The sequence below is a fragment of the Pseudarthrobacter sp. Hb11 genome, from assembly GCF_059383655.1.
Genome location: NZ_JBWZCM010000011.1, coordinates 1 through 26,780, shown reverse-complemented (window position 1 = coordinate 26,780; position 26,780 = coordinate 1). Strand labels below are relative to the sequence as shown.

Below are 26,780 nucleotides of genomic sequence, written 5' to 3'. Positions count from 1 at the left end.
GCTTTCCAACCGGCTGCGGATCAACCGGCGAATAACTCTAAGCATACTTATTAGTCTGAGCCGGCAGCCAGGGAGCGCGGCAGCCCCGAGGGCTACCGGATACGCGCAAGCGCGAAGCCGTCCCAGCCTTTGGAACCCACGGTCTGGATGACGGTGGCATCGAGCCGGGGGTGCCCGCCGAGCAGCCTGAGCGCATCCACTATTCCCTGCGCGTTGACCGGGTCCATTCCGGGGTCCAGCACGGCGCCTTCCCAGATGGTGTTGTCCAGGACCACGGTTGTCCCGGGGCGCCCAAGCCGGATGGCCCATTCCAGGTAGCGGCTGTTGTTCTCCTTGTCCGCATCGATAAAGATGAAGTCGAAAGGTTGCCGGTCCTCCTCCGCCAGGGCGGCAAGGGTTTCCAACGCTGGTCCCAGGCGGATCTCTACTTTTTGCCCCAAGCCTGCGAAGTCAATGTTGGCCCATGCCACTTCAGCGTGCTTTGGCAGGAATTCGCAGGTGACCAACGTGCCGTCGTCGGGCAGGCCCTGGCCCATCCAGATGGTGCTGAAACCGGCCAGGGTGCCTATCTCCAGTATGCGGCGGGCGCCCGAGAGCTGAACCAGGAGCTTGAGGAGCTTGCCGGCGTTAGGCGCCACCTCAATGGCCGGCATACCGGCATCGACGGCCGATTGCACGGCCCGGAGCACGGCGGGATCCGGATGGACCACGACGTCGGACAGGAACTTTTCCGTGGCAATCCACTCTGGCCGGGGCTTGTGCTCAAACATGGGCACAGTTTGGCACGCAGCCACGCGCGGGTCCAGAGAAATTAGCCGACGACGGCGGCAGGGACGACGGCGGTCAGGAATCCTCGGAGAGCGCTTCTTCCAGGCGGTCCACTTTAGCGGTCAGCTCGCCAGAGTAGCCGGGCCTGATGTCCGCTTTAATGACCAGGGAAACCCGGCTGCCGTAGCGGCCCACCGCCTCGGTGGCGCGCTTCACGACGTCGAACACCTCATCCCATTCACCCTCGATGGTGGTGAACATGGAGTCCGTTTTGTTGGGCAGGCCCGACTCCCGGACAACCTTTACGGCGGCGGCGACGGCGTCATGAACGGACGCGTCACCGGGCCGGGAACCTTCGCTGGGAGTACCGGACGGGGCGACAGAAAACGCAAGCAGCATGAAGCCCAGTGTGCCACGGTGCCAACCACGCCGCAGGGCAGGGCGGCCCGTGCCGCCGTCACAAAACCCCCTACCCTTCAGTAACGGTGAACGCCGGAGGCTCGATTGCTAACCTTTTGGCATGAGCCTCGCAGTCGCCCGCAAGCCGCTCCGCGCCGACGCAGCACGGAACGTGGACAAGATCATCACGGCGGCGCGGCAATGCTTCCGCGAGTTCGGCCCGGAAGTACCGCTGCAGACCATTGCAGCCACAGCAGGGGTGGGCCCGGCCACCCTGTTCCGTAATTTTTCAGACAAGGAAGAGCTGGTGCTTGCTGCCCTCAACAGGCAGCTGCGGCTCACCGTGGATCCGGTGGTGGACGGCGCCCTGGCGGATATCGACGCCGCCGCCGGACTGCTGCGGGTCATGGAGGCCCTGATGGCCGCCGCCAGCGATGACGCCAATCTTCTGGGAGCCGTTGCCGGCCGGCGGGAGCTCCTGACCGGTATCACCGGTTCCTTGATGGAGTCGATGGGTGTGCTGCTGGTACGCGGGCAGGGCCAGGGAAGCCTGCGCGCGGACATCTCCATGACGGACATGTTCCGGCTGCTTGCCATGCTCATTGGAGTGGTAGACACCATGGAACCCGGATCCGACGCCTGGCGCCGCCCGCTGGCCTTGATTGAAGATGCCATCCGGTCCGTCCGGCCCAGCCGGCCTCTTCCCGTCCATGTGCCGCTGCCGGCCGCTTCCCTGGCGGGGCAGCAGCCCATCTAGCAGCAGGAATCCTGCCCGCCGGGGGCACGGTCCTCCCCATTGTGGGCCTCGTGCCGGTGCAATACACTTCAAGTGGGTTACGCAGACAGCCTCTGTTCCTTCCAGATGGAGCCACCCATGCCACAGTTCCTGCACCTCCGGCACACGACCGCAGCGCGATGAACAGTTCCAGGCTTTTCCGCTACATCAACGATCCGCGCGGCCCCGAGGAAGTTCTTCCCACCTTGCCGGCAGAGGAACTGGCAAAACTGTTGGATGCCCTCTACCAGAACCTTGACACTCCCGAGCCCGAGTTCGGCGCCCAGGCCTGGTATGAGATGGCGGTTGAAGAGAGCTCGCGCCGGTCAGCAGTACCTGACGGCGCCGCGCACGGGGTCGCCTGACCCCTCACGATTTTCCACACACGACGCCGGGACTCCACTGGCGCCGGGACGTTTCCGATGTCCGGCCCGGGCTGCGTGGTGCTCAGCGGGTCAGTCGCTGTCGGCGGCTTCCCTGGCACGGATTTCCCGGCGCACTATGGCGTGCAGAGCGGAAACCTGCGACGCCGGGTCCACGTCCATCGCCCTCGTAAGGCTTTGGGAAAGGGCCTCTAAATCCTCGGCAGGGACGTCGGAAATACTGGAAAAACGGGTAAAGAAGCGTTTGGCGGGCAATCCCGCACGCCATCGGGAATTCTTGTGTAAGGGAGGTCTACCGGCCCTTGCCCCGGACGCGTGCAGTTGATTTTCCATCGTTGCCATTCATGCGAATTGTTGGGGCCAACTGCATAGCCGCTCTCATAGTACAAACCCCCTACAGGCAAGAAAAGGGATTTGCGTCATGTTATTGGTGGCTGGTTTAGTTCCAGCCCAGCATGCGGAGCAGCGCGGCAGTTCCAGCACCGGCCACCACCACCACGAGAAACGGTGCCCTGAGTGCCAGTGCGATCGCCGCTGCAGCGAGCGCACCCAGCCGCGCATCGGCTGCCAGCGACTGCCCCGACGCCACCGCGTTCACCACCGTCAGGGAGGCAAGCAACCCGATGGTCATGGTGCCGGCAACCCGCGACATCCGAGGGTTTTCAAGAAGCCGGGCCGGGACAAGGTAACCCACCAGCTTCCACGCGTACGCCAAGGCGCAGGCAATGAGCAGCCACACCCAAAGGCTCATGATTCAGCCTCCGATGTGCCGCCGTCGCCTTTTTGGCCGTGGCCGCGGTGGTGGTAATCGTCTGCGCCGTACTGGCGGTGGTCCGTGCCGGGCTGGCGGGACTCGGCGTGGTGGCGCTCCCGGTAGGGCTCCACGTCCGGCTCGAGGCCTTCATCGCTCCGGCCGTGGCCGAACCAACCGAACACTGCGGCCACGACGGCGGCCACCAGGATGGGCACGCCCGCCGGAACGAATGGCACTGCCACAACCGTGGCTAAGGCGCACACCACCGCAATCGCGATCGGTTCGCGGCCCTTCAGCCGGGGCCAGAGCAGCGCCAGGAATGCCGCCACCGCCGCCCCGTCCAGCCCCCACTGCTTGGGATCACCGAGCCCGCTTCCGGCGAGCGCGCCCACCGCGGTGAACAGGTTCCAGAGCACATAGATGCCGATGCCGGCTGCCCAAAAACCCCGGCGCTGTTCAGCGGGATCGGTCTGGCCGGTACTGGTGGCGGTGGATTCGTCGATGGTCACCTGGGCGGCAACGTACTTGCGCCACCCGGTGGGGTGGAGCAGGGCGTTGAGCTGCATGCCGTAGATGCCGTTGCGCATGCCCAGAAGCGTCGCTGCGCTCATCGCCGCGATGCCGGAACCGCCTCCGCCCACTACGCCGATAAACGCGAACTGTGAGCCGCCGCTGAACAGGAGCAGGCTCAGCGCCATGGTCTGCCAGAAGTCGAGGCCGGACGTGACGGAGAGTGCACCAAATGATATTCCGTAAAGGCCGGTGGCAACGCTGATCGAGAGTCCCACCCGCACGGCAGGGGAAGCCAGGAGTTTCACTGCCACGAACCTATTGCGGGGCGCCGAAGGCTCCAGGCCCAGAGGATAAGCGGCGCCTGAAGCGGGAAGCGCAGGGTGTGCACCTGGCGCTGCACAAGGGTCCCCTCCGGGCTGTACGCCCGGCGGAGGGCATCGGCATGACCGGTCAGGAACGCGGTGAACATCGCGGTGAGGGCGGTTGCGGTCGCCTTGCGTGTCAGAGGGACGAGGAGTCCGACGGCGGCCGTCAGTTCCAGCAGGCCGCTGAGCGCGATCCATTCCTCCCTTGTCATCACGGCGAAGGGCCGACGGCGGAGGGGTCCCGGGCCGCCGTCGAAGCCAGCAGCTCCGTTGACCGCAGCAGTTCCGGCAACTGCAGCGCCGCCATCGCCCGTTCCTTGCTGTCGCGTCTCTTTCAGGCAGAGGTAGTCAGGCACCACCTGGCGGTAGAAGCCGGGGTCGCGGAAGTGTTTCATGGCGCTGGCCAGAAGCAGGGCGCTCATGGCTGCAGCGGAAAGGCTCTGGCGGGCCCGGCCGGACCGGGGAAAAGGCATGGCTCCACTCAATCACACGCGTGCCCGGCCTTTAAAACCGTCACAGGTCATCCAACCGTCAGGCCCAGTCGGGAGCCAAACTTCCGCAGGGCACGGCCCATGAGGTCAAGACTGCGGCAGCCCCTCCGGCACCCAGAGCCAGGCTTGCCCGCGTGCCTGCCCTACTTTCCTTGCGGCGAGGCGACCTTCAGCTGGCTGAGGACGCGCGCCGGCACATTGGTGGTGATCTCGTGGACGCCCATGCCCTGGCACAGCGCCACGTCCTGCTCCGAGTCCACGGTCCACACGCGGAAGCGCCGGCCCCGCTCCAGCCACCGCTGGATGGTGGCCGGGTGCTGGCGGACGTAGTCGACGCCGGGACCGGCCAGCGCGGCTTCGCCGTGGTCCAGGATCCGCTCACCTTCCAGCTGGGCCGCCTTCATTACGTTGGCGATCGCACCGCCCGTGATCAGCCCAAAACCCAATTCCTCACGCAGCTCATGCACATCCACGTCATCCACCAGTTGGCAGATGTACTCCGCCGGTACGGACCGAAGCAGGCGGCGGACAGATTCCGGGCTGAAGCTCATGAAGGTCACCGCCACGTTGTCCACGGTTGAACTGTTGGCGTCCCAGCCCTCGCCCCGGAGGACTTCAAGCACCCGGTCCTCCAGCTTGAGCTGGTACGGGCTGGGGTGCTTCAGCTCAATCGCCAGCCGCACGGGACGCCCTGCACCGCGAAGGATCTCCAGCAGTTCCGGAAGGGTGAGGAACTGCTCGGACCGCGGACCGTACATCTCGGGGATGCGCACGCCCTTCCACGATGAAAAGTCCAGGCGGCGCAGCTCCCGCAGAGTCCGCTCCGCCACCGGCCCGGTCCCGTCAGAGGTGCGGTCCAGATTGGCGTCGTGCAGGAGGATGACGTGCTGGTCGCGGGTGAGGTGGACATCGCACTCCACACCGTCCGCCCCATCAGCCAGCGCCTGCAGGTAGGCGGCGCGGGTGTGTTCGGCAAACGCGGCACTCGAACCGCGGTGGGCAAAGACCAGCGGCCGCTGTTGCATTGACTCTGCAGTAGTCATGGAGACACGGTAGCCGACCTGCCCCGCACAGCGGGACTAGGCTTGGCACATGCAGGTGAACTCTGAGCCAACTACCGAGGAAGCACCCACCAGGCCCGCTCCTCCCGCCCCGCCATATGCGAAGGGCCGCGCAAAGGCGGGTCCCGCCGTCGTCAACCAATTCGCTGCCGGCGACGCCGAAAAGGCGGCAGCGCTGCGGAAAATGAAAATGGTGGCGCTGGGGCTGCTGGTTGCCATGGCGGTGATTTTTGTGTTCGCGTTCGCGCTGCAGAAGGAGTATCCGTGGCTCCAGTACGTGCGCGCTGCCGCTGAGGGCGGCATGGTGGGCGCGCTGGCCGACTGGTTCGCCGTCACCGCGCTTTTCAAGTACCCCATGGGCATCAAGATCCCGCACACCGCGATCATTCCACGCCGCAAGGACCAGATTGGCGCCTCGCTGGGTGAGTTCGTGGAAACCAATTTCCTCTCCGAGCAGGTGGTCCAGGACAAGCTGGCCAGCGTGAACATCGCGCGCCGGGCCGGCGAATGGCTCGCCACCCCGGCTGGGGCGGAGCGCGTGGCCAAGGAGGGCGCCGCCGTGATCCGCGGCGCGTTCAAGGTCCTGAACGACGACGACGTCCAGGCGGTCATCGAGGGTATGGTCCGCAAGCACCTGCTGACACCGCCGTGGGGACCTCCCGTGGGCAGGATGGCGGAGCGTATTTTCCACGACGGGCACCACCACAAGCTGGTGGACCTGCTCGTGGACAGGGCCGCGGACTGGGTGGATGACAACCACGACACCGTCACCCACCTTGTTTCAGACCGCTCCCCCACCTGGGTTCCACAGTTCGTAGACGGCCTTGTGGGCGACAAGGTATACGTGGAGATCCTGAAATTCGTCCGCGCGGTCCAGGCCAACCCCAACCACGAGGTGCGGCAGTCCATCGACAAGTACCTGAACGACCTGGCGCAGGACCTGCAGCACGATCCGGCCATGATTGCGCGCGCCGAGGACATCAAGGCACAGGTCCTGGGCGACCCCGAAGTGCAGGAACTCGCCTCCCGGACGTGGGGCACGGTGAAGAACGCCCTGCTCGGCGCCGTGGACGATCCGGACAGCGACCTGACCATCAAGTTCAAGGCAGCTGTCCGCGACTTCGGCTCGCGCCTGGTTAACGATCCCGAACTGGCAGGTAAGGTCAACGCCTGGATCGGCGACGCCGCGGGCTACCTCGTGCGGACCTACCGCTCCGACATTGCCGGGGTAATTACGGATACCGTTGCCCGCTGGGACGCCGAGGAAACCTCCCAGAAGATCGAGCTCCAGGTGGGCAAGGACCTGCAGTTCATCCGAATCAACGGCACGGTGGTGGGTTCACTGGCCGGGCTCACGATCTTCACCGTCGCGCACCTGATTTTCGGCTGACCATCGCCGGGCGCCACGCAAAACCGCACTAGACGCGCAAATTACCTGGCGCTGCCGATATTTGGGTTGCGCTGGGTAATCTGCGCGTCGACATTTGTGGTGTCAGCGAAGCTGCAACTACGCGAAGGACTCCAGCTCGACACCGGCCGCTTCAAGGCCCGCCCTGACGGCGGAAGCCATCTCGACGGCGCCGGGCGTGTCCCCGTGGATGCACAGGGAGTCGGGCTGCACCTTGACCAAGGTTCCGTCCAGAGCCAGCACCTCGCCCTTGGTGGCCAGGCGCACGGCGCGCTCAATGATGGTGTCGACGTCGTGCAGGACGGCGCCCTCCTGCGAGCGCGGCACCAGCGTTCCGTCGGCCATGTAGGCGCGGTCCACAAACGCCTCGATGAAGACGGGGTGCCCGGCTTCTTTGGCCTGCTTCAAAAGCTCGGACCCGGGCAGGCCGAGGATGGGCAGGCCCGGATCGTAGGCGTTCACGGCGGCCACCACCGCAGAGGCCTGGTCTGCGTCCTGGACCAGACGGTTGTACAGCGCGCCGTGCGGCTTTACGTAGTCAACTGAGGCACCGACGGCGTGCGCGACGCCGTCGAGCGCGCCCAGCTGGTACAGCACGTCGCCGAACAGCTCGTCAAAGGACATGTCCAGCGAGCGGCGGCCGAAGCCGGCGAGGTCGCGGTAGCCCACGTGCGCGCCGACGGTCACGTCCAGCTCATAGGCCGCCCGGCAGCTGTCCAGCATGGTGACGGGGTCGCCGGCGTGGAAGCCGCAGGCCACGTTGGCGCTGGTGACCAACCTGAACATGGCGGGATCGTCCCCCATGTTCCAGGAGCCGAATGATTCGCCGAGGTCAGCGTTGAGATCCAAGGTTATTGCCTTCCAGCGTCAGGTTTTCCGGTGCGGCAGCGTTGAGCTCGCCGGGAATGGTTTGGGGCATGGGACCGAACGCTTCCTTCGCGTTGGAGACCACCGCGCGCCCCATCATGAGGTTACCGGCTCCGCCCACCACCGCCCCGATGCCGAACGGCAGGGCCCGGCCGAACAGCGCGGTGCCCTGGCGCTTTAGGAGGTTCTTGAGGAAGGCTTTCTGGATCCGGTTCCGGACTGAGCCGAAGCCGGGCACGGCCATGGACTTTGACAGCACGTTGCCCCACGCGCTGGAGGCACTAAGGCCATTGCCCGCCGCCTGGCCGCTGAGCGTTCCAAGCAACGCGGTGCCTTCCTCGCCGAGCATCAGTGCCATGACCATGGTGCTGGCCTTCTCCGGGTTGGTCAGGCGGATGCCGTGCAGCTCCGCGAGTGAGGTGGCGTAGAGGGCGGTTGCCTCCAGGAACCCAACGGTCGCGGCGGCGGAGAGTCCGAGGGAAGCCACGGTGCCGACGCCGGGAACGACGGCGGTGGCACCAACCAGCGCCCCGCCGCCAGTGACGGCACGCAGGTAGTCGCGCTCCAGGATTTCGGCCAGCTGGGCGGCCGTGGCGCGCGGGTGCTTGCGCTGCAGCCGGCGGATGTATGCCAGGACCAGCGGGCGCTGGATCTCCACTGCCTTCAAAAGCATGTTGTGGACGCCCGGCTTCGGTTTGCCGTCTTCATCGAAGACGGCATTGTGGGCGGTTTCGTGTGCGATTCGTACCGCGGGATTGCTGCGCTTGGCCATGGTCACCTCTGTTGGTCTCGCCGGCCGCGTCGGATGCGGCCTTTCCTAATACTAAGGTTGCTTAACACTAGGCCACGGCACCCCTGCCCCATGTGGTTAGGAGGGTAGTTGCCCTGCTGTCCGGGTATTCGTCCGAAGCCTAGACTTACCCTATGCCCGCTCCCAAAGCCCTGCTGCCGTTTGCCCATCGTGAGTACCGGGTACTGATTGCGGCGCTTGCCATCTCCATTTTTGGTTCCGGAATGTGGGCCGTTGCCATGGTCTACCAGGTGATCCACCTGGGCGGCGGACCGCTTGAGCTGTCCATGGTCGCTGCCGCCGGCAGTGTGGGCCTGGTGGCCTTCCTCCTGGCCGGCGGGATCGCCGCCGACCGGATTCCGCAGCGCCGCCTGATCATCGCCGTGGAGGGAGCCAACCTCGCCGTGATCGCGGCCATCAGCGGGCTCGCCATGGCGGGGTGGCTGCAACTCTGGCACCTTGCTGTGGGCGCCTTCGTGCTGGGCGTGGGAGCGGCGTTCTTCTTCCCCGCCTACTCCGCCATCCTGCCGCGCATCCTCCCTGCCGAGGACCTGCTGGCAGCGAACGGCGTGGAGGGTTCCATGCGGCCGGTGCTCCAGCAGGCCGCAGGTCCTGCTGTGGCGGGCATCGTGGTGGCTGCCCTCTCGCCGTCGCACGCCGTCATGGCAGTGGCCGTCTGCCACCTTGCGGCGTTCATCATCCTGAACTTCCTGGGCCAGCACGCCCTGGCCGCACCCGTCAACGGCGCCGAAGACGGCACCCCTGCGACCGGAGCGGAGCGCGGCAAGTCGTCCTTCCGCCGGGACCTGCACGAGGGCGTCAGCTACACGCTGCGCACTCCATGGCTGCTGTGGACGCTGCTGTGGGCGTGCATCTCGGTCCTGTTCCTGATCGGCCCCATCGAGGTGCTGCTGCCGTTTGTGGTGCGCGACCAGCTGGACGGCGATTCGCGCATGTTCGGCTTCCTCCTCGCCGTGATGGGCGTCGGCGCGGCCTTGGGCTCGCTGTTGACAGCCTCCCTGAGGCTGCCCCGGCGCTACCTCACGGTGATGATGGTGTCCTGGGGTGCGGGCAGCCTGCCGGTGGCCGCCGTCGGGATCATGGACAGTTTCTGGCTTCTCGCCGCCGCCCTGTTCATCTGGGGCGTGACCGGCAGCGTGGGCATGGTCATCTGGGGCACCCTGCTCCAGCGGCGCGTTCCGCCCCATCTTCTGGGCCGGGTCTCCAGCCTGGACTTCTTTGTGTCGCTCGCCCTGATGCCCGTGTCCATGGCCCTGGCCGGGCCGGCCGCCGAGGTCCTGCCCATCTGGCTGATCTTCCTGGTGGCCGGCCTCGTGTGCCCCGTCATGGCGGTCATCGCCATGACGGTGGCACGCATGCCCGACGACGAACTGGCGCACCCGCTGGACAGGGCTCCTGTTGCGGAACGTTCGACGGCGGCGGGAGACTAGCTGCCCGGGCGGCACTGAGTGCGCCCTGCGGCACCTAACTGTTGGCGCGCACCACCGGAATGCTCGCCGTCGGATGTCCGCTGGGGAACACTGTGGGTTCCGGTTCCGGCACGGGTGCAAGTGCCACCCGGACGGGCTGGGCGCCCACGCTGAGCAGCTGTCCGCGGACGTCCAGCTCGAGGGCCTCGCCGTCCTGGACAGTCAGGGTGATGGCACCGGCGTCGAGCTCCACCAGCAGCCGGCGCCCGCGGATCTTGAGGTGGAACGTCAGGCCTTCCCAGTCCGCAGGCAGCCGCGGATCAAAGTACGGGACCGGGCCCTGGTCCCGCAGGCCGGCGAAGCCGCACACCAGGGAGCTCCACACACCGCCGGTGGAGGCGATGTGCACGCCGTCAATGGTGTTGCCGTGCGTATCGTCCAGGTCGATGAACACGGCGTTGGTGAAATGCTCCAGCGCTTCCCGGGAGTACCCCACCTCGGCGGCCATAATGCCCTGGACGCAGGCGGAAAGCGTCGAATCCCCCGTCGTCAGCGGGTCATAGAAATCAAAGGCCCGCTGTTTTTCCTCGGCGGTGAAGTCCTGCCATTGGAGGAACATGGCCAGGACGGTGTCCGCCTGCTTCAGGACCTGGTGGCGGTAGATGACCAGCGGGTGGAAATGCAGGAGCAGCGGGTACTTGGACCGGGGCGTGGTCCAGTCCCAGGGCTCGAGGTGCATAAAGTCGTTGTCCTGCGAGTGGACCTGCATGCGCTCGTCGAACGGCAGCTGCATCCGGTTCGCGGCGGCCTGCCACAGCTGCCGCTCTTCCTGGCTGATGACGGCATGATCAAGGGCCGCGGCGGCACGCAGGTTGAAGCGGGCCATAACGTTTGTGTAGAGGTTGTCGTTGACCACGGCCGTGTATTCGTCCGGCCCGGTGACGCCGTGGATGTGGAAGAGCCCGTCCTTGCCGAAGAAGCCCAGCGAAATCCACATGCGCGCCGTTTCGATCAGCAGCTCGGCGCCCATTCCGTCACGGAACGAGGCGTCCCCCGTGGCCCAGACGTACCGGTTGGTGGCAAAGGCGATGGCGGCGGCGATGTGGAACTGCGCGGTGCCGGCAGCGTAGTAGGCGCTGGCTTCGAGCCCGTTGATGGTGCGCCACGGGAACAGCGCGCCGTCCACACTCAGCTCCTTCGCCCGAACCTTGGCTTCGGGAAGGATGCTGTGGCGGAATTCCAGGACCTGGCGGGCGCCGTCGGGATTGGTGTACGTCAGGTACGGCAGGAGGTAGACCTCCTGGTCCCAAAAATAGTGGCCCTCGTAGCCGGAACCGGTCACGCCCTTCGCGGGAATACCGGCAACGTCCGCACGGGCCGTTGCCTGGGCAAGCTGGAACAGGTTCCACCGGATGGCCTGCTGCAGTTCGGGCTGGCCGGCCACCACGATGTCCGAAGTGGACCAGTAGTCGCGGAAGTGCGCTTCGCTTTCGGCGAAGATGTCCTGGACGGAATGCAGGTTTCCTTCTGCCACGGAGGCCGGGTCCACCGACGGTTCCTGGATGGCGGCGCCGGCCGCGTAGCTGACACTCTTTTCCAGGCGGAACGGCTCGTCGGCACTGACCGCCAGGACGTAGCGGACGCTGCTGTCGTCCTGGTCCACGAGGGTGTCGAACGGCTGGTGCCCGGCGGACGTCCAGTGGTCCACTGCAACGCCCACCCGCTGCTTGGATTCGGCGGCCTCCCAGGCCAGCCGGAGCGACCCGTCCCCGCCGTCGAGGCGCAGGGGCAGCAACACCCGGCCGGCGTGGCGGCCTGCCCGGCGGGGATCGTGCACGGAGTGGTCTTCCACCGGCTGGTCCTGGCGGTTGATTACCGAGGAGGTGACGTCCACGGATACCTCGCGGTCGGTAGCCACCTCCAGCGAGATGCCAAGGGTTCCCCGGGAATCGAACCCGACGGCGCGCCGCTCGGTGGTGGTGACGGTCGCGCCGGAGCGGCACTGCCAGGTGATCCGGCACTCGTAGACGCCGGTGGAGAAATCAACGGCGCGCCGGTATTCCAGCACCTCGGATTCGGCCAGGCTAAGGGCTTCGCCGTCGATGATGACTGCAAAGTTGTTGGCGTCCGGGATGTACAGGATGCGCTGGCCGGTGCGGGCGAAGCCAAAGGCGTTTTCGGCGTGCTTGATGTCCCAGATTTCGTGCAGGCCATTGATGAAGCTGCCCGGCAGGTCAGAGTCCGCTGCCGCCCAGTGGGCACCGCGGATACCCAGGTGTCCGTTACCCAGCGCAAAGAGGGTTTCCAGAGTCCCTTCGGTGCCCGGTTCATGACGTGTTTCCACGAGTTGCCAGGGTGTGTTGGGGAACCTTTCGCGGTCCGCGGAGATCAAAGCCATGGTGTTGGGGTCCTTGTGCGAGGGGCGGTGCTGCCGGCCGGGGCGTGCCGGGAGGTTGAGGGACTTCGGATGCTGCCGGGGAAAGCAGCGGGCGGCTGCCGGGGGAAGGCTGCCTTGGGGAGACTTGCGGGGTTGCTAGAGGAGCTCGTCGAGCTCGTTGACCACCACGGTGGCTCCGGCGTCGAGCAGGGTCTTCCGCCCGGCGCCGCGGTCCACCCCGACTACGGAGTGGAAGGAGCCCGCGTTTCCGGCCTGCACGCCAGAGACGGCGTCCTCCACCACCACGCATTCCTCACTGGGCAGGTCCAGCAGCGTCGCGGCGTATTCGTACGTAGCGGGGCTGGGTTTGCCGGGCAGGCCTTCCCTGGCTGCCACCACGCCGTCCACCACCACCGGGAAGTAGCTGCTGAGACCGGCGGCTGCAAGGACGGCAGGTGCGTTGCGGGAGGAAGAGACGACGGCGACCTTCAGTCCGCGATCCAGTACGGCTTCAAGGAAGCGCACGGAACCCTCGAAAGGCTCGACGCCCGCGCTCACGATGTTATTGAAAATCCCGTTCTTCCGGTTGCCCAGGCCCTGCACCGTGATGTTGGCGGGGTCGTCGTCGGTGGGACCTTCGGGGAGCACTATCCCGCGCGAGGCCAGGAAGTCCCGGACACCATCGAAGCGCGGCTTACCGTCGATGTGGTCGAAATAGTCGCTTTCGCTGTAGGCGGCAACCTGCGGCTGCGATGCGAGGTAGCTTTCAAACAGTTCCTGCCATGCCTGCTCGTGCACGGTGGCTGTGGGGGTCAGCACGCCGTCAAGATCGAAAAGGATGGCAGAGGCGCCGGCCCAAGCGGAGAGCTCAGGGGTTTGTTGGTCGGTAGCCAGTTTTTCAGTCATCAGCGGTGCGGTGTCCTTTCAGGACGGCGGGCAGCCCCGAAGGCGGGATGCTTGGGAGTGGGGAGGCCTCGATGCCCTGACGAACTGCAGGCAGCCGCGGGCGCGGGAAGTGCGGCGGCCATAAGCTTGCTGATCGTTCTACTCCATCATGAACGTGTTGTGCGCCACGGGACAAGCCAGCGGAACCTACAACGGGGACAGCGGCACCAAGGGCACCAGGCCGTTTCGGGCCGCAGTAAACCGTCCGCACCGCGCTGCTCTCCTTGTCCGCCCAGTTCAGGGCCACAATAAAGGCCGAAGATGAGTGTAAGCGCTTACAAATTTGGCTGGCAACTGTTTTTTCCCGCGGCCGCAACTGTGACGCACTTCACGATAGCGAGCCGGTCCAGCTACGTACCCGCAGGTCCGTTCGTATTCAGCACGTAATGGCGCAGGAACGCACTGACGTCCACCATTTCCGTCTTGGACATCGCGTGGCCCATGCCCGGGTAGGTCCTGGCGGTGAGGAGCGTGTTGTTCTGGAGCCACTCCCCGGTGTAGGCGATCGCGTCTTCATTGATGACCAGGTCGGCCTTGTCCCGCCCCCAAAAAAAGGGCGGCCTGGTGTCAAAGGATTCGGTAAGGGACAGCAACTCGTTCTCGAGCACAAAACCGGAAAGCCCTACAACCGCCACATAATCCTTGGGGTGGAGGCGCAGCAGCGTGCTGGCCATCGCCATGCCCTGCGAATAACCCAGCAGGCTCACGCTGGTGTGCTGGCCCTTGACGGTGTTGATCCAGGTCTGGACAGCGCTCGCGGCCTTGATGACGTCGGCAAAGTCATTGGCGAGGAAGTAGTCCAGCAGGAACCAGCCGTAGTGGTCGCCAATGGCCATGGGAGCACGCAGGGCCGCGCAGGTGAATTCGGCCGGCAGGTACTCAAAGAGCCGGACCATGCGCGACTCATCCGTGCCGTAGCCGTGCATCATCACCAGCAACGGGGTGCCTGCCCGCTCGGCCTCGGGCTTGGACCACACAACTGTTTCCATCGCATCAGCCTAACGAGGCCGGCCGGGAAGGAGCCTGAAGCCGTGCCCAGCCGCCCACAGATGGGCCCGCCAAAAAGTGCCGCCCCTGATCATTGAATCCGCCAACTCCGCGCTGTAGCGTGACGCGTGACGGGCAGCATTCCTCAAAACCGTCATCGGGCTGCGCAGACGCCCTTCCGCCACGACAAGGAGCAACACATGAGATTCGGATCCTCCATCTTCCTCATCGCACTGGGCGCCATCCTTGCCTGGGCGGTTGCCCCAGGGCTTATCCCCTTCGTGGACCAGGTGCTGGTTGGTTACATCCTGATCGCCGTCGGCGTCATCGGCCTGATCGCCTCGCTCATGCTCGCCTCGCCGGGCCGCAGCCGCAGGATCAGCGAAACCCGTTCCGTCGTGGACCCCAACACTGGCGAGCGCATCACCCGGAACGAAAGCCGCGACGGCGGATTGTAGCCAGGCAGGAAAAACTGCCGTGAACCCGATAAAGCCGGGCTGGACCACCGCGGTCCGGCCCGGCTTCTTCTTTCCCCCGGGTTGAAGGTCGGGAAGCCGGTTCATTTTGTTTCGTGTTGGTTTCCATTGACAAACCAACAGAAGCAAAGATAAAGTCAAGTAACACAACATTAGTGATGCCAGTCACGCACCATCAAGCCTTACGCAACGGAGGGTATGTGTTCGCCGAGGAGCGCCAGCAAAAGATTGCCGAGCTTGTAGCCGGCACCGGCCGGGTCAGCGTGACCCTCCTGGCCGAGCGCTTCCGCATCACCACCGAAACCGTCCGCCGGGATCTTGCCACCCTCGAGAACGCCGGGACCGTCCGCCGCGTGCACGGCGGGGCCGTCGCGGCAGACCGCTTCAGCACCACAGAGGAAAGTGTCAACGAACGCGCCATCCAGCGTCCTGACCAGAAAATCCGGATCGCTGAAGCCGCTCTTGCCCTCATCCCCCGCAACTCCCCCGGCAGCGTCCTCATCGACGGCGGCACCACCACCGAAGTTCTGGCGGACCTGCTCTCCCGGAGGACCGCCGTCGACCCTTCCGATCCCACGGACCCGCAGGCAGAACTGGTGGCCATCACCCACGCAGTCCCCATCGCCGGCAAACTGTCCAGCGTCCCCGGCATTGCCCTCGAAGTCCTGGGCGGCCGGGTCCGCGGGCTCACGCAGGTTGCCGTAGGCCAGGGCACCGTGGACGCAGCCCACAGGCTCCGGCCTGACATCGCCTTTATCGGCACCAACGGCATCCACGCATCGTTCGGCCTGAGCACTCCCGATCCCGAAGAAGCCGCCGTCAAGGCAGCTTTTGTCCGTTCGGCCCGCCGCATTGTGGTGCTGGCCGACTCCTCCAAGCTGGACACGGAAACCCTGGTCCAGTTCGCCTCCCTGAAAGATCTGGACACCTTGATTACTGACAGCGAACCCGGACCGGAACTTGCAGCCGCCCTTGAAGAAGCCGGCGTAGACGTGGTGATCGCATGATCGTCACCTTTACGGCCAACCCCAGCCTGGACCGGACGGTAGCCCTCCCCGGCCCCCTGGAACGGGGCGAAGTGCAGCGCGCCGTCTCCGTCAGCCAGGAATCCGGCGGCAAGGGCGTCAACGTCTCCCGCGCCCTGGTGGCTTCGGGCCTCGAGTCCGTAGCCGTACTCCCCGGCGCGGACAGCGATCCCGTGCTGGCCGGCCTGCGTGCGAGCGGAGTGCCTTTCGTTTCCCTCCCCATCAATGAGCCGCTCCGCACCAACGTCGCGCTCACCGAGCCGGGCGGAGTCACCACCAAGATCAATGAGCCCGGTCCGCTGCTCGACGCGGACCAGCAGGAAGCCCTGATGAAGCTGCTGTTGGAGAGTTCCCGCGGTGCCAGCTGGGTAGTCCTGGCCGGATCGCTTCCCCCGGGTTTCCCCGCCGACTTCTACGCCACCGTGGCCCGCCGGCTCCGCTCCGCGGGAAACGGAAACGCCCCCCAAATCGCCGTGGACTCTTCCGGCGCCCCTCTTGCCGCCGCTGTCTCCAGCGGTGAGGCAGGAAATGGTTCGGGAAAACCGGACCTCCTCAAACCCAACGCCGAAGAACTGGCGGAACTGGCTGCTGCAGCCGGTTTCGCCTCCCCGGCCACCGCTGACGAACTGGAAGCGGACCCGGCTGCTGCCGCAGCGGCAGCCGCCGCCGTCGTACGTTCCGGTGTGGGTGCTGTGCTGGCAACTCTCGGATCCAAGGGAGCTGTCCTGGTAACGGCCGACGGCGCGTGGCTGGCCACGCATCCGCCGGTCGCCGCGGTCAGTACGGTCGGCGCGGGCGATTCTGCCCTGGCCGGCTACCTGCTCGCCCACGGCCAGGGCGCCGCCCCGGCCGACTGCCTTCGCCAGGCGGTGGCCCACGGTGCCGCCGCCGCCTCCCTGCCGGGTTCCACTGTCCCGGCAGTCCACCAAACCACACCGGATGCCGTAACCATCACGGCCCTTCGAAAGGATTGACAGTGACCCAGCTCATCACCACGGAACTGGTCGACCTCGACCAGAACCTGGGCAACTCCCCCGAGACGGTGATCCGGCACCTTGCAAGCAAAGTAGCTGCCACCGGACGCGCGTCAGAAGTTGAAGGCCTCTTTGCGGACGCCTTCGCCCGGGAGCAGAAGACTGCCACGGGCATTCCCGGTGGCATCGCCATTCCCCACTGCCGCTCTGCTGCAGTGACGGAACCTACCCTGGCCATGGCCCGCCTTGACCCCAAGGTGGACTTCGGCGCCAAGGACGGCCCGGCAGACCTGATCTTCTTCATCGCAGCCCCGGACGGCGCGGACCAGCAGCACCTGAAGCTGCTGTCCAAGCTTGCCAGGTCCCTGATCAAAAAGGACTTCACCGCAGCCCTGCGCAACGCCTCTTCCCGTGAGGAGATCGTGGAGCTGGTGGACGGCGCACTCGCCGACAAGCCTGCTGCCCATGCAGCGCCGGTTTCGGCAGACACGGCCGGCGCGGGCTCGAACGCCGGAGCTTCGGCGGTTTCAGCAGACTCAGCTTCGGCAGGCTCAACCACCGGATCGGGACCCAAGCGGCTCGTTGCCGTGACCGCGTGCCCCACCGGCATCGCCCACACCTACATGGCCGCTGATTCCCTGGTGGCAGCAGCCCAGGAAGCAGGCGTTGACCTGCAGGTGGAAACCCAGGGCTCCTCCGGCGCCAAGCCGCTGGACCCCGCCGTAATCGCCGCCGCAGACGCCGTGATCTTCGCGGTGGACGTGGACGTGCGCGGCAAGGAACGCTTTGCCGGCAAGCCCGTCATCAATGCGCCGGTCAAGCGCGGCATCGATGAGCCCGCCAAGATGGTCCAGGAAGCGCTGGCCGCCGCGGACAACCCGAATGCCCGCCGCGTCCCGCACTTCGGCGCGGAGGAACAGGCTGAGCACGACGCCGAGGAAAAGGGCGAGCACATCGGCCAGAAGCTGAAGCGGGCCCTGCTGACCGGCGTCAGCTACATGATTCCGTTCGTTGCCGGCGGCGGCCTGCTGATTGCCCTCGGCTTCCTGCTGGGCGGCTATGACATCACCGAGGTGGCAGACGACGTTGTTCTCCAGAACAACTTCGGCAACCTGCCAGAAGGCGGCCTGGCCACCTACCTAGGGGCGGTGCTGTTCAAGATTGGCGCCCTGTCCATGGGCTTCCTGGTCCCTGCACTGGCGGGCTACATCGCCTACGCCATTGCTGACCGCCCTGGCATCGCACCCGGCTTCGTGGCCGGCGCGGTGTCCGGGTTCATGGGCGCCGGGTTCCTCGGCGGCATTGTCGGCGGCCTGCTGGCGGGCTACATGGCTCATCTGATCGGGACTTGGCAAGTTCCGCGGTGGCTTCGCGGCCTGATGCCCGTGGTGATCATCCCGCTGCTCGCTTCAATCTTTGCCTCCGGCCTGATGTTCCTGGTCCTGGGCGGTCCAATCGCAGGCCTTACCGTAGCGCTCAACGGCTGGCTCTCCGGCATGACTGGTGCCTCCGCCGTTGTCCTCGGCGTCATCCTTGGCCTCATGATGTGCTTTGACCTCGGTGGCCCCGTGAACAAGGTGGCCTACGCCTTCGCCGTCGCAGGCCTCAGTGCAGGCAGCGCCACCAACCAGGCCCCCTGGCAGATCATGGCGACAGTTATGGCCGCAGGTATGGTCCCGCCGCTGGCGATGGCCCTGGCCACCGTCCTGGACAAGAAGCTCTTCAGCCTGGCTGAGCGCGAAAACGGTAAGGCAGCCTGGTTGCTGGGCGCGTCCTTCATCTCCGAAGGCGCCATCCCGTTCGCCGCAGCCGACCCACTGCGCGTCATCCCTGCCAGCATGGTGGGTGGCGCCCTCACCGGCGCTATGTGCATGGCTTTCGGGGTTACCTCACAGGCACCCCACGGCGGTTTCTTCGTGTTCTTCGCCATCGGCAACCTGCTGATGTTCGCGGTCTCGATCATCGCCGGTACCATTGTCAGCGCCCTGGCCGTGGTGGCCCTCAAGCGCTGGGCAGCCCCCAAGACCACTGCTACGGTGGAAACCGTCCCAGCAACGGTCTGACCCCCTCACCCACTACCTGTCCGGCACTGAACCCCCAGCCTGCCGAACGCCATAAGGAGCCAAAATGCCAGAACGCACCGCAACCGTCGCCAGCCGCGTTGGCCTGCACGCCCGCCCTGCCGCCATCTTCGCGGAGGCAGCCGGCGAATTCGACCTGGACATCACCATCGCCCGTGAAGGTGAGCCGGCCGATGAAGCCATGGATGCGGCCAGCATCCTTTCCCTCATGAGCCTTGGCGCCTCACACGGCGACGTTGTGGTGCTCCGCGCCGAAGGCGACGGCGCTGACACGGCGCTGGAGCGCCTGGTCCAGATCCTGGAAACGGATCACGACGCCGAGTAGCAGCACAGCTGCTGAGGCAGCACTGCTGATGAGGCACTGAGCAGCGCGGCCGCCGTCGGGCCTCCCCACTGAGGGGAACGCCCGACGGCGGCCGCTCGCTTTAAACGTCAGCCGAGGGACGTGGTGACGTAATCACCCGGCGTTGCCCTTGGCCTTTTTGGCCGTAAACAGCAGGTACTCCCACTCCATGTGGAACGGGGTATCGCCGTGGGCGTCGCCAAACGACTCCGCCAGTTCCGTCAAAGCCTTGTCCAAGTCCTTCACCTTGTCCCCGTCCTCGGCAATGAACTTATAGACCGAGATGGTGGGGCCGTAGTGGGACTTGAAGTAGCGGACAAAATCCTCCGGCTGGTGGAAACTGCGGACCCCCAGGGTCTTTTTCCGGGCCTGGGCTTCGGTGATCCTGTCGCCCAAGAGTTCGCGCACATGGTCCTCGCTCCCCCACAGCGGTGCGGGCTGGGCACCCGGCGGCGGCGGCGGGGCAAACGGCTTCAGGGTGGCGAACATCCTGCCTATGAACCCTTCAGGAGTCCAGTTGAGGAGCCCGATGGTGCCACCCGGTTTGCAGACGCGCAGGAGCTCGTCGGCTGCGGGCTGGTGGTGGGGCGCGAACATCACGCCGAGGCAGGACATCACGGTATCGAACTCATCATCGGCGAAAGGCAGGGCTTCTGCGTCCCCTTCCTTCCATTCCAGCTCCACGCCACGGTCCGCTGCCTGGTGGCGGCCGGCGTCGAACAGTTCGGGCGTGAGGTCGCTGGCCACTACCTTCGCACCCATCATGGCCGCGGGGATGGCCGCATTGCCTGCCCCGGCGGCCACGTCCAGGACCCGCTGGCGTGAGTTGACGCCGCAGGCTTCCACCAGGATGGCTCCCAATTCGGGGAGCAATTCACTGGCGAGCGCCGGGTAGTCCCCTGCCGCCCACATGGCCCTGTGCTTCTGCTTGAGCGCCCGGTCCGCCTCCAGGACATCTGCTTGGTCTGTCATGACTGTGCCTCTCTCTACTGTGATGGTTCGTCAGTGAGTGAACAGCGCGCTGCGGGCACAGCGGAGGCTGCGATGCGACTCATTGTGAACTCGCCGAACTCCGGTGTAAAGACGGGCTCTAAAGAGAGGAGCCCCAAGACGGCAGGCGTAAGACCTGCTGCAGGCAGCCCGGCCGCCAAGAGGCACGGACTCGCCGACTACCGGAAAGCAAGCAGGCTTAGTAGTTTCATACTCATGGCATTAACCCACCGAACAGGCGCTGCAGGCTCCGGTCCATTACGCCGGCTTGCGCGCCCTGGTGCCGGTTGCCTTGCTGGTGGTGGTTTTGGCCGCGGGTTTGGCAGCGGTCTTACCCGCCGTGGTTTTCGCTGCAGTGGACTTGGTGTCGGTGGACTTTTCAGTGCTGGTCTTTGCCGTGCTGGTCTTTGCGCCCGTGGACTTCGCGGCGGTGGACTTGCTGGCCGTGGACCGGGCCGCCGTGGATTTCGTGTCGGCAGGCTTACTCCCCGTCTGCTTGCTGGCCGCGGCCCTCTTGCGCGCCGGCTTGGCGTCTTCTTCCTCGTCGTCGCCGGACTCGGCCGAGTCTCCATCGCCCGAGCCCGCGGCGGAAGCATCGGATCCGCCTCCGCGCTTCCGGTCCAGGCTCCGTTTCAGTGCTTCCATGAGGTCAATGACCTCGCCCTTGCCGCCCTCGCCGGCTTCCACTCCGAACGTTTCGTCGGTATCAAGGGAGTCGCCCTGCTCGAGTTTGGCCTCGATGAGCTGGCGCAGCTGCACCTGGTAGTCATCGGTGAAGTGGGCGGGGTCGAAGTCGGCTGCCATGGACTCCACCAGGGCCGCGGACATGTCGCGTTCCTGCGGGGAGATCTTGATGTCCGCCTCCAGGGAAGGGAAGTTGGCTTCGCGTACCTCGTCAGGCCAGAGCAGGGACTGGAGGACCAAGGTGTCGTCCTTGATCCGCAAGGCACCCAGCCGGGTCTTCTCGCGCAGCGCGAACTGGACGATGGCCACCCGGTCCGTGTCCTCGAGCGCCCGGCGCAGCAGCACGTAGGCCTTGGGCGATTTCGAGTCCGGCTCGAGGTAGTAGCTCTTCTCGAACATCATGGGTTCAAGCTGCTCGGACGGGACGAACTGCACCACCTCGATCTCGTGGCTGTTCTCCGCCGGGATGGCTTTGAGTTCGTCCTTGGCAAGGATGACAGTCCGGCCGTCCTCCTCGTAGGCCTTCTCAATGTCCGAATAGTCGATGACCTGGCTGCAAACTTCGCACCTGCGCTGGTAGCGGATCCGGCCGCCGTCGGCGTTGTGGACCTGGTGCAGACTGATGTCATGATCTTCGGTGGCGCTGTAGACCTTCACGGGTACGTTGACCAGGCCAAACGCGATGGCACCTTTCCAGATGGCTCTCATTCCCTAAGTCAACATCACGCAGCCCCGGAGGTGAAGCCCCATGGCCGCAGCTAAGGAGCGTGTCCGGGTTGCGGGCAGGGAATTGACCCTCACCAACCTGGGCAAAGTCATCTACCCGGAGACCGGCACCACCAAGGCCGACGTACTGGCTTACTACGCCGCGGTGGCCCACGTCCTGATCCCCGCTGCCGCCGGCAGGCCGGCTACCAGGAAACGGTGGGTCAACGGCGTGGGCACCGCGGAGAAGCCGGGCGAGGTGTTCTTCCAGAAGAACCTTGAGGACTCTGCCCCGGGCTGGCTGCCGCGTGCCGCCATCACGCACAAGGACCGGACCATCCACTATCCGATGGTCAACGACCCCGCCACGCTCACGTGGTTCGGCCAGATCAACTCGCTGGAAATCCACGTTCCCCAGTGGCAGGTGGATTCGCACGGCAACCAGCTGAACCCTGACCGGCTGGTGCTGGACCTGGACCCCGGCGAAGGTGCGGGCCTGGAGGAGTGCGTTGAGGTGGCGCTTCTGGCCCGCTCCATCCTCGAGGACGTGGGCATGGATCCGGTCCCGGTAACCAGCGGCAGCAAAGGCATCCACCTGTACGCCGCACTGGACCGAGCCCAGAGCTCCGACCAAATTTCCGCATTCGCCCGCGAGTTGGCGCGGGCACTGGAGGCGGACCACCCTGACCTAGCGGTCAGCGACATGAAGAAGACCCTCCGCAAAGGCAAGGTGCTGGTGGATTGGAGCCAGAACAATGCGGCCAAAACCACCATCGTTCCGTATTCGCTCCGAGGCCGCCCCACCCCTATGGTTGCTGCGCCCCGGACCTGGCAGGAGATCAGCACTCCGGGCCTTCGGCACCTGGACTACCAGGAGGTGCTGCGGAGGGTGCAGGACGGCACGGAGCCGTTCGCCGCCGTCGTCCGCGCCTCCCGCTTCAACGCGGACGCCCCTGACAAGGATGACGACGGCGACCCGCGGCTGGGCAAATACCGCTCCATGCGCGACCCGGAGAAGACGCCTGAGCCCTTTGCCGGCGCGGAGGGCAGCGGGGACAGCTTTGTCATCCAGGAGCACCACGCCAGCCGGCTGCACTTCGACCTGCGCCTGGAGCACGACGGCGTCCTTGTGTCCTGGGCCTTGCCAAAAGGCGTTCCCGAAACCGGTGGCAAAAACCACCTGGCGGTCCAGACCGAGGACCACCCGCTGGACTACCTCACTTTTCACGGCACCATCCCCAAAGGCGAGTATGGCGCCGGTGAGATGACCATCTGGGACACCGGCACCTATGAACTGCACAAGTGGATCAACGGCAGGGAAGTCATCGTCACCCTCACAGGTTCCGAGGGTGGCGGCTTGGGCGGCACCCGGAAGTTCGCGCTGATCCATACCGGCCGCGGGCAGGGCAGGGACTCCGAGGGCCAGTGGCTCATCCACCTCATGGACAAGGACCATCCGAGCAGCAGGCACCATTCCGTGCCAGTACCGGATGACGGGCCGGAGGAAGCCGCGGAGCCGGAAGAGGAAGCCGAAAAGCCATCCCAAGTTCCGCCGTCGCCCGCCCCCTCGGCGTCACCCGAGGATTTCGGCCCCATGATGGCCACGTCGGGGACGATGGCGGACCTCCAGGGCAGCAACTGGCAGTTCGAACTCAAGTGGGACGGTGTGCGCGCCCTCTTGGTTGCCGACGAGGAGACAGTCCGGATCTTCAGCCGCAACGGGAACGACGTCAGCAAGACCTACCCCGAGTTCACGGACAGGGACAGCTGGCCGCCCCAGCCGTTTGTCGCGGACGGCGAGATCATCGCCGTCGGACCTTCGGGCCGGCCGGACTTTGGGCTGCTCCAGGGACGCATGAAACTCACCCGGCCCGGCGATGTGGCCAAAGCACGCCGGGCCATCCCGGTCCGGCTGATGCTGTTTGACCTGCTGTACAACGGCGGGACCGACCTCCGCAGGTTGCCCCTCACTAAGCGCCGCCAGCGTTTGGAGCAGTTCTTCAGCCCGTCCGACAGCCCGGTGGACCTTTCCACGGTCCTCGAGGACCGGGTGGAACACATCCTGGAGAGCGCGCAGGAACTGGGCCTCGAGGGCGTGATGGCCAAGCGCACCGACAGCCGGTACGTGAGCGGCCGGCGCACGCGGACCTGGATCAAGCTCAAGCTCGACCAGACCCAGGAGGTGGTGGTGGGCGGCTGGCGGCCCGGCAAGGGCGCCCGCCAGGACTCGGTGGGGTCGCTGCTGGTAGGCATCCCGGACGGACGGAATCTGCGCTACGTGGGCAGGGTGGGCAGCGGTTTCAGTTTCCGCGAGCTGACGGAACTCCGGCAGACCGTGGACCGTCTCGCCCGAAAAACGTCCCCCTTCCAGGATGTTCCGCGCGAGGACTCGGCGGACGCGCACTGGGTAACCCCGCAGCTTGTTGGCGAGGTGACGTACAGCGAATGGACCGGGACGGGGCGGCTCCGCCATCCCGTCTGGCGCGGCTGGCGGCTGGACAAGGACCCGGCCGAGGTCGTCCGGGAAGGCTGACCGGGACTCGACCATTCCCCTCGGCGCAGAAATTACCTGGCGACCACCTAATAACGGAGCCGCCAGGTAATCTGCGTGTCGATTGTGATTTCGAGTTGCGCTAGGAGGAGTGCGGCATTTGCGGCCGGCCGGTGCGGTGAACCGCTGTCACGGCTGCCCCCTGCCCCATCCGGCCGTGGCTGGAACCACGTTCCCTGGGATGCCGCCGTTTCCCGTTGCCGTCCGGCCAGGTCCGCTGGCCGTTCGTCCCCATCGGGGACAGCGGGGCGGCTGCACCAGGCATGTCGGGAGCTTCCATTGCCTCCGCCAGGTGATCCGCCAACTCCGGCGCTATGTGTTTTCCAGTGTTTTCGTCAGCCATTGTTCTTCCTTTCCGCAGTGAAATGAAGTGCTAAAAATAGAGGCCCACATCGGGCCTTCCGCAACAGAAGGAGCGGCCGGCAGTGGCCTGGCCGCGGGCGCGCCTACTTGAAAGAAAGTGTTCCCATGGCACAACCATAGGGAAGCGCAGGGCACCTGTGAACCCCTTAAAGCAGCAGTGGCTGCAAGTAAGAACGACGGCGGCCGTGCCGGGTCATGCGGGTTAGCTGCGGGACGGCGCAGAAGCCGTGGGCGGCGTCACTTTTCCGCGCACATACGGGGCAAAAGAGGGTTTCGGACGTCCAATAGGAAAAAGATTCGGTAACGATGGCGCCGGAGGTTACCGATCCCAGTGCTGGCGCGGGAAAAGCCGGGAAAGAAGTTTCCGGGAACCGGCAGTTAAGGGCCCTTAAAAGGGGTAACCCTACGGCATCAGGCACACCCGTGCCATGGCATTCGCGTAAAATTGAAGGCCTGCCCGGAGCGGGGCAGCTACAAGTCGCAAGCAAATGACCTCCACGGGAGTTACCCAAATGCCCACAGACCGAAGCATCACCGACTCTTCCGCAGGCAATTACAACGCCTCCGGAACCGACCCAGTTTCACCCCCCGGCTCCCCAGCCTCGGCTGCCAGGGGTCCGCGGAAGCCGAATATCCTGAAGCGCCGCCGGCTCAAGGAGTCGGACGTCAACGTTGTCAACCAGCCCATGCTGAAAAAGGCCCTCGGCGGCACCATCGTCGGCAACACCATGGAATGGTACGACGTCGGTGTGTTCGGCTACCTCATCACCACCATGGGACCCGTCTTCCTGCCGGAGTCCGACCCCACCACCCAGACACTCTTCCTGCTGGGGACCTTCGCCGCAACGTTTATCGCCCGCCCCCTCGGCGGCGTGATCTTCGGCTGGCTCGGCGACAAGATGGGCCGCCAGAAGATTCTGGCCACCACGCTGATGATCATGGCGGCAAGCACCTTCGCCATCGGGCTCCTTCCCGGTTACGCCCAGATCGGGCTGTGGGCAGCAGGCCTGCTGGTGCTGCTGAAGATCGTCCAGGGCTTTTCCACGGGTGGCGAATACGCCGGCGCCACTACGTTCGTCAGCGAGTACGCGCCGGACAAGCGACGCGGTTTCTTCGCCAGCTTCCTGGATATGGGCAGCTACCTTGGCTTCGCCCTCGGCGCGGCGCTGGTGTCCGCCCTGCAGCTGACCCTCGGCCAGGCGGCCATGGAAGAGTGGGGCTGGCGAATTCCGTTCCTGGTTGCCGGTCCTCTGGGCCTGATCGCTGTCTACTTCCGGAGCAAGATCGAGGAGTCTCCTCAATTCCAGGCAACCCTGGACGCACAGGAAGACCTCGCCAAGCACGCCGCCGCCTCGGATGACTCAACGGTCAAGGGCCCGGTGGGAATCGTGAAGGCTTACTGGCGCTCAATCATCGTGGCGATGATCCTGGTTGCGGCAGCCAACACCGCCGGTTACGCCCTCACCTCCTACATGCCGACTTACCTCACGGAGTCCAAGGGCTACGACGAGGTGCACGGCACCCTGCTGACCATCCCCGTACTGGTGGTCATGAGCCTCTGCATCCCGCTCACCGGCAAGCTGTCCGACCGGATAGGCCGGCGCCCTGTCCTGTGGATCGGTGCACTGAGCACGGTTGTCCTGGCAACCCCGGCCTTCCTGCTGATCGGCATCGGCGAAATCTGGTCCACGCTGGCCGGCCTTTCCCTGATTGCGTTCCCGGTGACGTTCTACGTGGCCAACCTGGCCTCCGCGCTCCCGGCCCAGTTCCCCACGTCCAGCCGCTACGGCGCCATGGGCATCGCCTACAACTTCTCCGTGGCAATCTTCGGCGGAACGACCCCGTTCATCGTGGCAGCCCTCATCAGCGCCACCGGCAACGACATGATGCCGGCCTACTACCTGATGGGCACGTCCCTGGTGGGCGCCGTCGCCATTTACTTCCTGAAGGAGTCGGCCCAGCGCCCGCTGCCGGGCTCCATGCCCAGCGTGGACACCCAGGCAGAAGCCCGCGAGCTGGTGGCCACGCAGGATGAGAATCCGCTGATCGACCTTGACGAACTGCCGTTCGAGACCCAGGACATCACGGATTCGAGTTCTGCCGGAAAGGCTACCGCCCAGGTCTAGCCGCGCAGCCAGGCAGGTGACAGCACCCAGGCAGTCCCCCTCCGGGCAGGCCTTGTAGCAACGCTCCCGGCCCGGTCTGTGCGGGCTTTTTTGGGGGGGTGTGGGGGAGGGAGTTTTTCTTTTTCTTTTGGTCCTTTTCTTACCTTCCC

26 protein-coding genes are annotated in these 26,780 nt (G+C 65.6%); 11 read left to right on the top strand and 15 right to left on the bottom strand.

The annotated features are described in order from the left end of the window. Positions 1-92 precede the first annotated feature (92 nt). Together AC50X7_RS14430 and AC50X7_RS14425 are read right to left on the bottom strand one after the other, a co-directional pair. Positions 93-770: an O-methyltransferase gene (locus AC50X7_RS14430; protein WP_307096923.1), complete on the bottom strand. Its 678-nt coding sequence runs from the start codon at positions 768-770 to the stop codon at positions 93-95. Positions 771-843: 73 nt separating this feature from the next. Continuing rightward, positions 844-1,167 carry a thiamine-binding protein gene (locus tag AC50X7_RS14425; RefSeq protein WP_494979653.1) on the bottom strand — a complete coding sequence of 108 codons (324 nt, stop codon included), beginning with the start codon at positions 1,165-1,167 and terminating at the stop codon, positions 844-846. A 121-nt stretch (positions 1,168-1,288) separates the two neighbouring features. Between AC50X7_RS14425 and AC50X7_RS14420 the strand changes: the two genes are divergently transcribed. Both AC50X7_RS14420 and AC50X7_RS14415 read left to right on the top strand, forming a co-directional pair. Further along, positions 1,289-1,924, top strand: a complete 636-nt coding sequence (locus AC50X7_RS14420; protein ID WP_494979652.1) for a TetR/AcrR family transcriptional regulator — start codon at positions 1,289-1,291, stop codon at positions 1,922-1,924. A gap of 158 nt (positions 1,925-2,082) precedes the next feature. Further along, the gene (locus AC50X7_RS14415) at positions 2,083-2,307 is read left to right on the top strand and encodes a hypothetical protein (protein WP_494979651.1); all 225 of its coding nucleotides are present in this window, start codon (positions 2,083-2,085) and stop codon (positions 2,305-2,307) included. A 90-nt stretch (positions 2,308-2,397) separates the two neighbouring features. On the opposite strand, the gene AC50X7_RS14410 is transcribed toward AC50X7_RS14415, so the two are convergent. The 5 genes from AC50X7_RS14410 to AC50X7_RS14390 all read right to left on the bottom strand — a co-directional run bounded on the left by AC50X7_RS14410 (position 2,398) and on the right by AC50X7_RS14390 (position 5,491). Continuing rightward, positions 2,398-2,580 (bottom strand): hypothetical protein, encoded by a 183-nt coding sequence (locus AC50X7_RS14410; RefSeq protein WP_494979650.1) that lies wholly within the window; start codon positions 2,578-2,580, stop codon positions 2,398-2,400. 184 nt (positions 2,581-2,764) lie between these two features. Next, positions 2,765-3,076 carry an AzlD domain-containing protein gene (locus AC50X7_RS14405; protein ID WP_307096930.1) on the bottom strand — a complete coding sequence of 104 codons (312 nt, stop codon included), beginning with the start codon at positions 3,074-3,076 and terminating at the stop codon, positions 2,765-2,767. After that, positions 3,073-3,897 carry an AzlC family ABC transporter permease gene (locus AC50X7_RS14400; RefSeq protein WP_494979736.1) on the bottom strand — a complete coding sequence of 275 codons (825 nt, stop codon included), beginning with the start codon at positions 3,895-3,897 and terminating at the stop codon, positions 3,073-3,075. The genes AC50X7_RS14405 and AC50X7_RS14400 overlap by 4 nt, the downstream gene beginning before the upstream one ends. Continuing rightward, the gene (locus AC50X7_RS14395) at positions 3,894-4,430 is read right to left on the bottom strand and encodes a DoxX family protein (RefSeq protein WP_494979649.1); all 537 of its coding nucleotides are present in this window, start codon (positions 4,428-4,430) and stop codon (positions 3,894-3,896) included. Before AC50X7_RS14395 ends, AC50X7_RS14400 begins: the two co-directional genes overlap by 4 nt. A gap of 161 nt (positions 4,431-4,591) precedes the next feature. Next, positions 4,592-5,491 (bottom strand): glycerophosphodiester phosphodiesterase, encoded by a 900-nt coding sequence (locus AC50X7_RS14390; RefSeq protein ID WP_494979648.1) that lies wholly within the window; start codon positions 5,489-5,491, stop codon positions 4,592-4,594. A gap of 49 nt (positions 5,492-5,540) precedes the next feature. On the opposite strand from AC50X7_RS14390, the gene AC50X7_RS14385 reads away from it, so the two are divergent. Further along, the gene (locus AC50X7_RS14385; RefSeq protein WP_494979647.1) at positions 5,541-6,899 is read left to right on the top strand and encodes a DUF445 domain-containing protein; all 1,359 of its coding nucleotides are present in this window, start codon (positions 5,541-5,543) and stop codon (positions 6,897-6,899) included. Positions 6,900-7,016: 117 nt separating this feature from the next. On the opposite strand, the gene AC50X7_RS14380 is transcribed toward AC50X7_RS14385, so the two are convergent. Together AC50X7_RS14380 and AC50X7_RS14375 are read right to left on the bottom strand one after the other, a co-directional pair. Next, positions 7,017-7,766, bottom strand: a complete 750-nt coding sequence (locus tag AC50X7_RS14380; RefSeq protein WP_494979646.1) for a LamB/YcsF family protein — start codon at positions 7,764-7,766, stop codon at positions 7,017-7,019. After that, a complete protein-coding gene (locus AC50X7_RS14375) occupies positions 7,750-8,556 on the bottom strand; it encodes a hypothetical protein (protein ID WP_494979645.1) in 807 nt (268 codons plus the stop codon). Before AC50X7_RS14375 ends, AC50X7_RS14380 begins: the two co-directional genes overlap by 17 nt. 152 nt (positions 8,557-8,708) lie before the next feature. On the opposite strand from AC50X7_RS14375, the gene AC50X7_RS14370 reads away from it, so the two are divergent. Further along, positions 8,709-10,025 (top strand): MFS transporter, encoded by a 1,317-nt coding sequence (locus AC50X7_RS14370; protein WP_494979644.1) that lies wholly within the window; start codon positions 8,709-8,711, stop codon positions 10,023-10,025. A gap of 34 nt (positions 10,026-10,059) precedes the next feature. Here the strand turns inward: AC50X7_RS14370 and AC50X7_RS14365 are convergent, their stop codons facing one another. The 3 genes from AC50X7_RS14365 to AC50X7_RS14355 all read right to left on the bottom strand — a co-directional run bounded on the left by AC50X7_RS14365 (position 10,060) and on the right by AC50X7_RS14355 (position 14,315). Next, positions 10,060-12,402: a glycoside hydrolase family 65 protein gene (locus tag AC50X7_RS14365; RefSeq protein WP_494979643.1), complete on the bottom strand. Its 2,343-nt coding sequence runs from the start codon at positions 12,400-12,402 to the stop codon at positions 10,060-10,062. A gap of 135 nt (positions 12,403-12,537) precedes the next feature. After that, complete coding sequence (locus AC50X7_RS14360; RefSeq protein WP_494979642.1) at positions 12,538-13,287, bottom strand: HAD family hydrolase; 750 nt, start codon at positions 13,285-13,287, stop codon at positions 12,538-12,540. A gap of 389 nt (positions 13,288-13,676) precedes the next feature. After that, positions 13,677-14,315, bottom strand: a complete 639-nt coding sequence (locus AC50X7_RS14355; protein WP_494979641.1) for an alpha/beta hydrolase — start codon at positions 14,313-14,315, stop codon at positions 13,677-13,679. Positions 14,316-14,513: 198 nt separating this feature from the next. On the opposite strand from AC50X7_RS14355, the gene AC50X7_RS14350 reads away from it, so the two are divergent. The 5 genes from AC50X7_RS14350 to AC50X7_RS14330 all read left to right on the top strand — a co-directional run bounded on the left by AC50X7_RS14350 (position 14,514) and on the right by AC50X7_RS14330 (position 19,194). Beyond that, the gene (locus AC50X7_RS14350) at positions 14,514-14,771 is read left to right on the top strand and encodes a DUF6458 family protein (RefSeq protein WP_494979640.1); all 258 of its coding nucleotides are present in this window, start codon (positions 14,514-14,516) and stop codon (positions 14,769-14,771) included. A 218-nt stretch (positions 14,772-14,989) separates the two neighbouring features. Beyond that, positions 14,990-15,796 (top strand): DeoR/GlpR family DNA-binding transcription regulator, encoded by an 807-nt coding sequence (locus AC50X7_RS14345; RefSeq protein ID WP_494979639.1) that lies wholly within the window; start codon positions 14,990-14,992, stop codon positions 15,794-15,796. Beyond that, complete coding sequence (locus AC50X7_RS14340; protein ID WP_307096944.1) at positions 15,793-16,788, top strand: 1-phosphofructokinase family hexose kinase; 996 nt, start codon at positions 15,793-15,795, stop codon at positions 16,786-16,788. The genes AC50X7_RS14345 and AC50X7_RS14340 overlap by 4 nt, the downstream gene beginning before the upstream one ends. A 2-nt stretch (positions 16,789-16,790) precedes the next feature. Continuing rightward, positions 16,791-18,851, top strand: coding sequence for a PTS fructose transporter subunit IIABC (locus tag AC50X7_RS14335; RefSeq protein WP_494979638.1), 2,061 nt, complete (start codon positions 16,791-16,793; stop codon positions 18,849-18,851). Positions 18,852-18,915: 64 nt separating this feature from the next. Beyond that, complete coding sequence (locus AC50X7_RS14330; protein ID WP_104043337.1) at positions 18,916-19,194, top strand: HPr family phosphocarrier protein; 279 nt, start codon at positions 18,916-18,918, stop codon at positions 19,192-19,194. Between the two features lie 132 nt (positions 19,195-19,326). Here AC50X7_RS14330 and AC50X7_RS14325 read toward each other — a convergent pair whose 3' ends face one another. Both AC50X7_RS14325 and ku read right to left on the bottom strand, forming a co-directional pair. After that, a complete protein-coding gene (locus AC50X7_RS14325; RefSeq protein ID WP_494979637.1) occupies positions 19,327-20,184 on the bottom strand; it encodes a class I SAM-dependent methyltransferase in 858 nt (285 codons plus the stop codon). 276 nt (positions 20,185-20,460) lie between these two features. Beyond that, entirely contained in the window at positions 20,461-21,594 is a 1,134-nt protein-coding gene (ku, locus tag AC50X7_RS14320) for a non-homologous end joining protein Ku (RefSeq protein ID WP_494979636.1), read from the bottom strand. Positions 21,595-21,634: 40 nt separating this feature from the next. Here ku and AC50X7_RS14315 point away from each other — a divergent pair, with 40 nt between their 5' ends. Beyond that, on the top strand, positions 21,635-24,124 hold the full coding sequence (locus tag AC50X7_RS14315; RefSeq protein ID WP_494979635.1) for an ATP-dependent DNA ligase: 2,490 nt from the start codon (positions 21,635-21,637) through the stop codon (positions 24,122-24,124). Positions 24,125-24,224: 100 nt separating this feature from the next. On the opposite strand, the gene AC50X7_RS14310 is transcribed toward AC50X7_RS14315, so the two are convergent. Next, positions 24,225-24,485: a hypothetical protein gene (locus AC50X7_RS14310; protein WP_494979634.1), complete on the bottom strand. Its 261-nt coding sequence runs from the start codon at positions 24,483-24,485 to the stop codon at positions 24,225-24,227. A gap of 532 nt (positions 24,486-25,017) precedes the next feature. Between AC50X7_RS14310 and AC50X7_RS14305 the strand changes: the two genes are divergently transcribed. Further along, positions 25,018-26,631: an MFS transporter gene (locus AC50X7_RS14305; RefSeq protein ID WP_494979633.1), complete on the top strand. Its 1,614-nt coding sequence runs from the start codon at positions 25,018-25,020 to the stop codon at positions 26,629-26,631. Positions 26,632-26,780 lie beyond the last annotated feature (149 nt).

Excerpts from the sequence above, each read along its gene's own strand:
- AC50X7_RS14360 (WP_494979642.1), bottom strand. The coding sequence starts at position 13,287 with ATGACTGAAAAACTGGCTACCGACCAACAAACCCCTGAGCTCTCCGCT.
- AC50X7_RS14390 (WP_494979648.1), bottom strand. The coding sequence starts at position 5,491 with ATGACTACTGCAGAGTCAATGCAACAGCGGCCGCTGGTCTTTGCCCAC.
- AC50X7_RS14405 (WP_307096930.1), bottom strand. The coding sequence starts at position 3,076 with ATGAGCCTTTGGGTGTGGCTGCTCATTGCCTGCGCCTTGGCGTACGCG.
- AC50X7_RS14305 (WP_494979633.1), top strand. The coding sequence starts at position 25,018 with ATGCCCACAGACCGAAGCATCACCGACTCTTCCGCAGGCAATTACAAC.
- AC50X7_RS14330 (WP_104043337.1), top strand. The coding sequence starts at position 18,916 with ATGCCAGAACGCACCGCAACCGTCGCCAGCCGCGTTGGCCTGCACGCC.
- AC50X7_RS14375 (WP_494979645.1), bottom strand. The coding sequence starts at position 8,556 with ATGGCCAAGCGCAGCAATCCCGCGGTACGAATCGCACACGAAACCGCC.
- AC50X7_RS14430 (WP_307096923.1), bottom strand. The coding sequence starts at position 770 with ATGTTTGAGCACAAGCCCCGGCCAGAGTGGATTGCCACGGAAAAGTTC.
- AC50X7_RS14365 (WP_494979643.1), bottom strand. The coding sequence starts at position 12,402 with ATGGCTTTGATCTCCGCGGACCGCGAAAGGTTCCCCAACACACCCTGG.
- AC50X7_RS14350 (WP_494979640.1), top strand. The coding sequence starts at position 14,514 with ATGAGATTCGGATCCTCCATCTTCCTCATCGCACTGGGCGCCATCCTT.
- AC50X7_RS14340 (WP_307096944.1), top strand. The coding sequence starts at position 15,793 with ATGATCGTCACCTTTACGGCCAACCCCAGCCTGGACCGGACGGTAGCC.
- AC50X7_RS14385 (WP_494979647.1), top strand. The coding sequence starts at position 5,541 with ATGCAGGTGAACTCTGAGCCAACTACCGAGGAAGCACCCACCAGGCCC.
- AC50X7_RS14425 (WP_494979653.1), bottom strand. The coding sequence starts at position 1,167 with ATGCTGCTTGCGTTTTCTGTCGCCCCGTCCGGTACTCCCAGCGAAGGT.
- AC50X7_RS14325 (WP_494979637.1), bottom strand. The coding sequence starts at position 20,184 with ATGACAGACCAAGCAGATGTCCTGGAGGCGGACCGGGCGCTCAAGCAG.
- AC50X7_RS14315 (WP_494979635.1), top strand. The coding sequence starts at position 21,635 with ATGGCCGCAGCTAAGGAGCGTGTCCGGGTTGCGGGCAGGGAATTGACC.
- AC50X7_RS14420 (WP_494979652.1), top strand. The coding sequence starts at position 1,289 with ATGAGCCTCGCAGTCGCCCGCAAGCCGCTCCGCGCCGACGCAGCACGG.
- AC50X7_RS14355 (WP_494979641.1), bottom strand. The coding sequence starts at position 14,315 with ATGGAAACAGTTGTGTGGTCCAAGCCCGAGGCCGAGCGGGCAGGCACC.
- AC50X7_RS14395 (WP_494979649.1), bottom strand. The coding sequence starts at position 4,430 with ATGCCTTTTCCCCGGTCCGGCCGGGCCCGCCAGAGCCTTTCCGCTGCA.
- ku (WP_494979636.1), bottom strand. The coding sequence starts at position 21,594 with ATGAGAGCCATCTGGAAAGGTGCCATCGCGTTTGGCCTGGTCAACGTA.
- AC50X7_RS14370 (WP_494979644.1), top strand. The coding sequence starts at position 8,709 with ATGCCCGCTCCCAAAGCCCTGCTGCCGTTTGCCCATCGTGAGTACCGG.
- AC50X7_RS14310 (WP_494979634.1), bottom strand. The coding sequence starts at position 24,485 with ATGGCTGACGAAAACACTGGAAAACACATAGCGCCGGAGTTGGCGGAT.
- AC50X7_RS14415 (WP_494979651.1), top strand. The coding sequence starts at position 2,083 with ATGAACAGTTCCAGGCTTTTCCGCTACATCAACGATCCGCGCGGCCCC.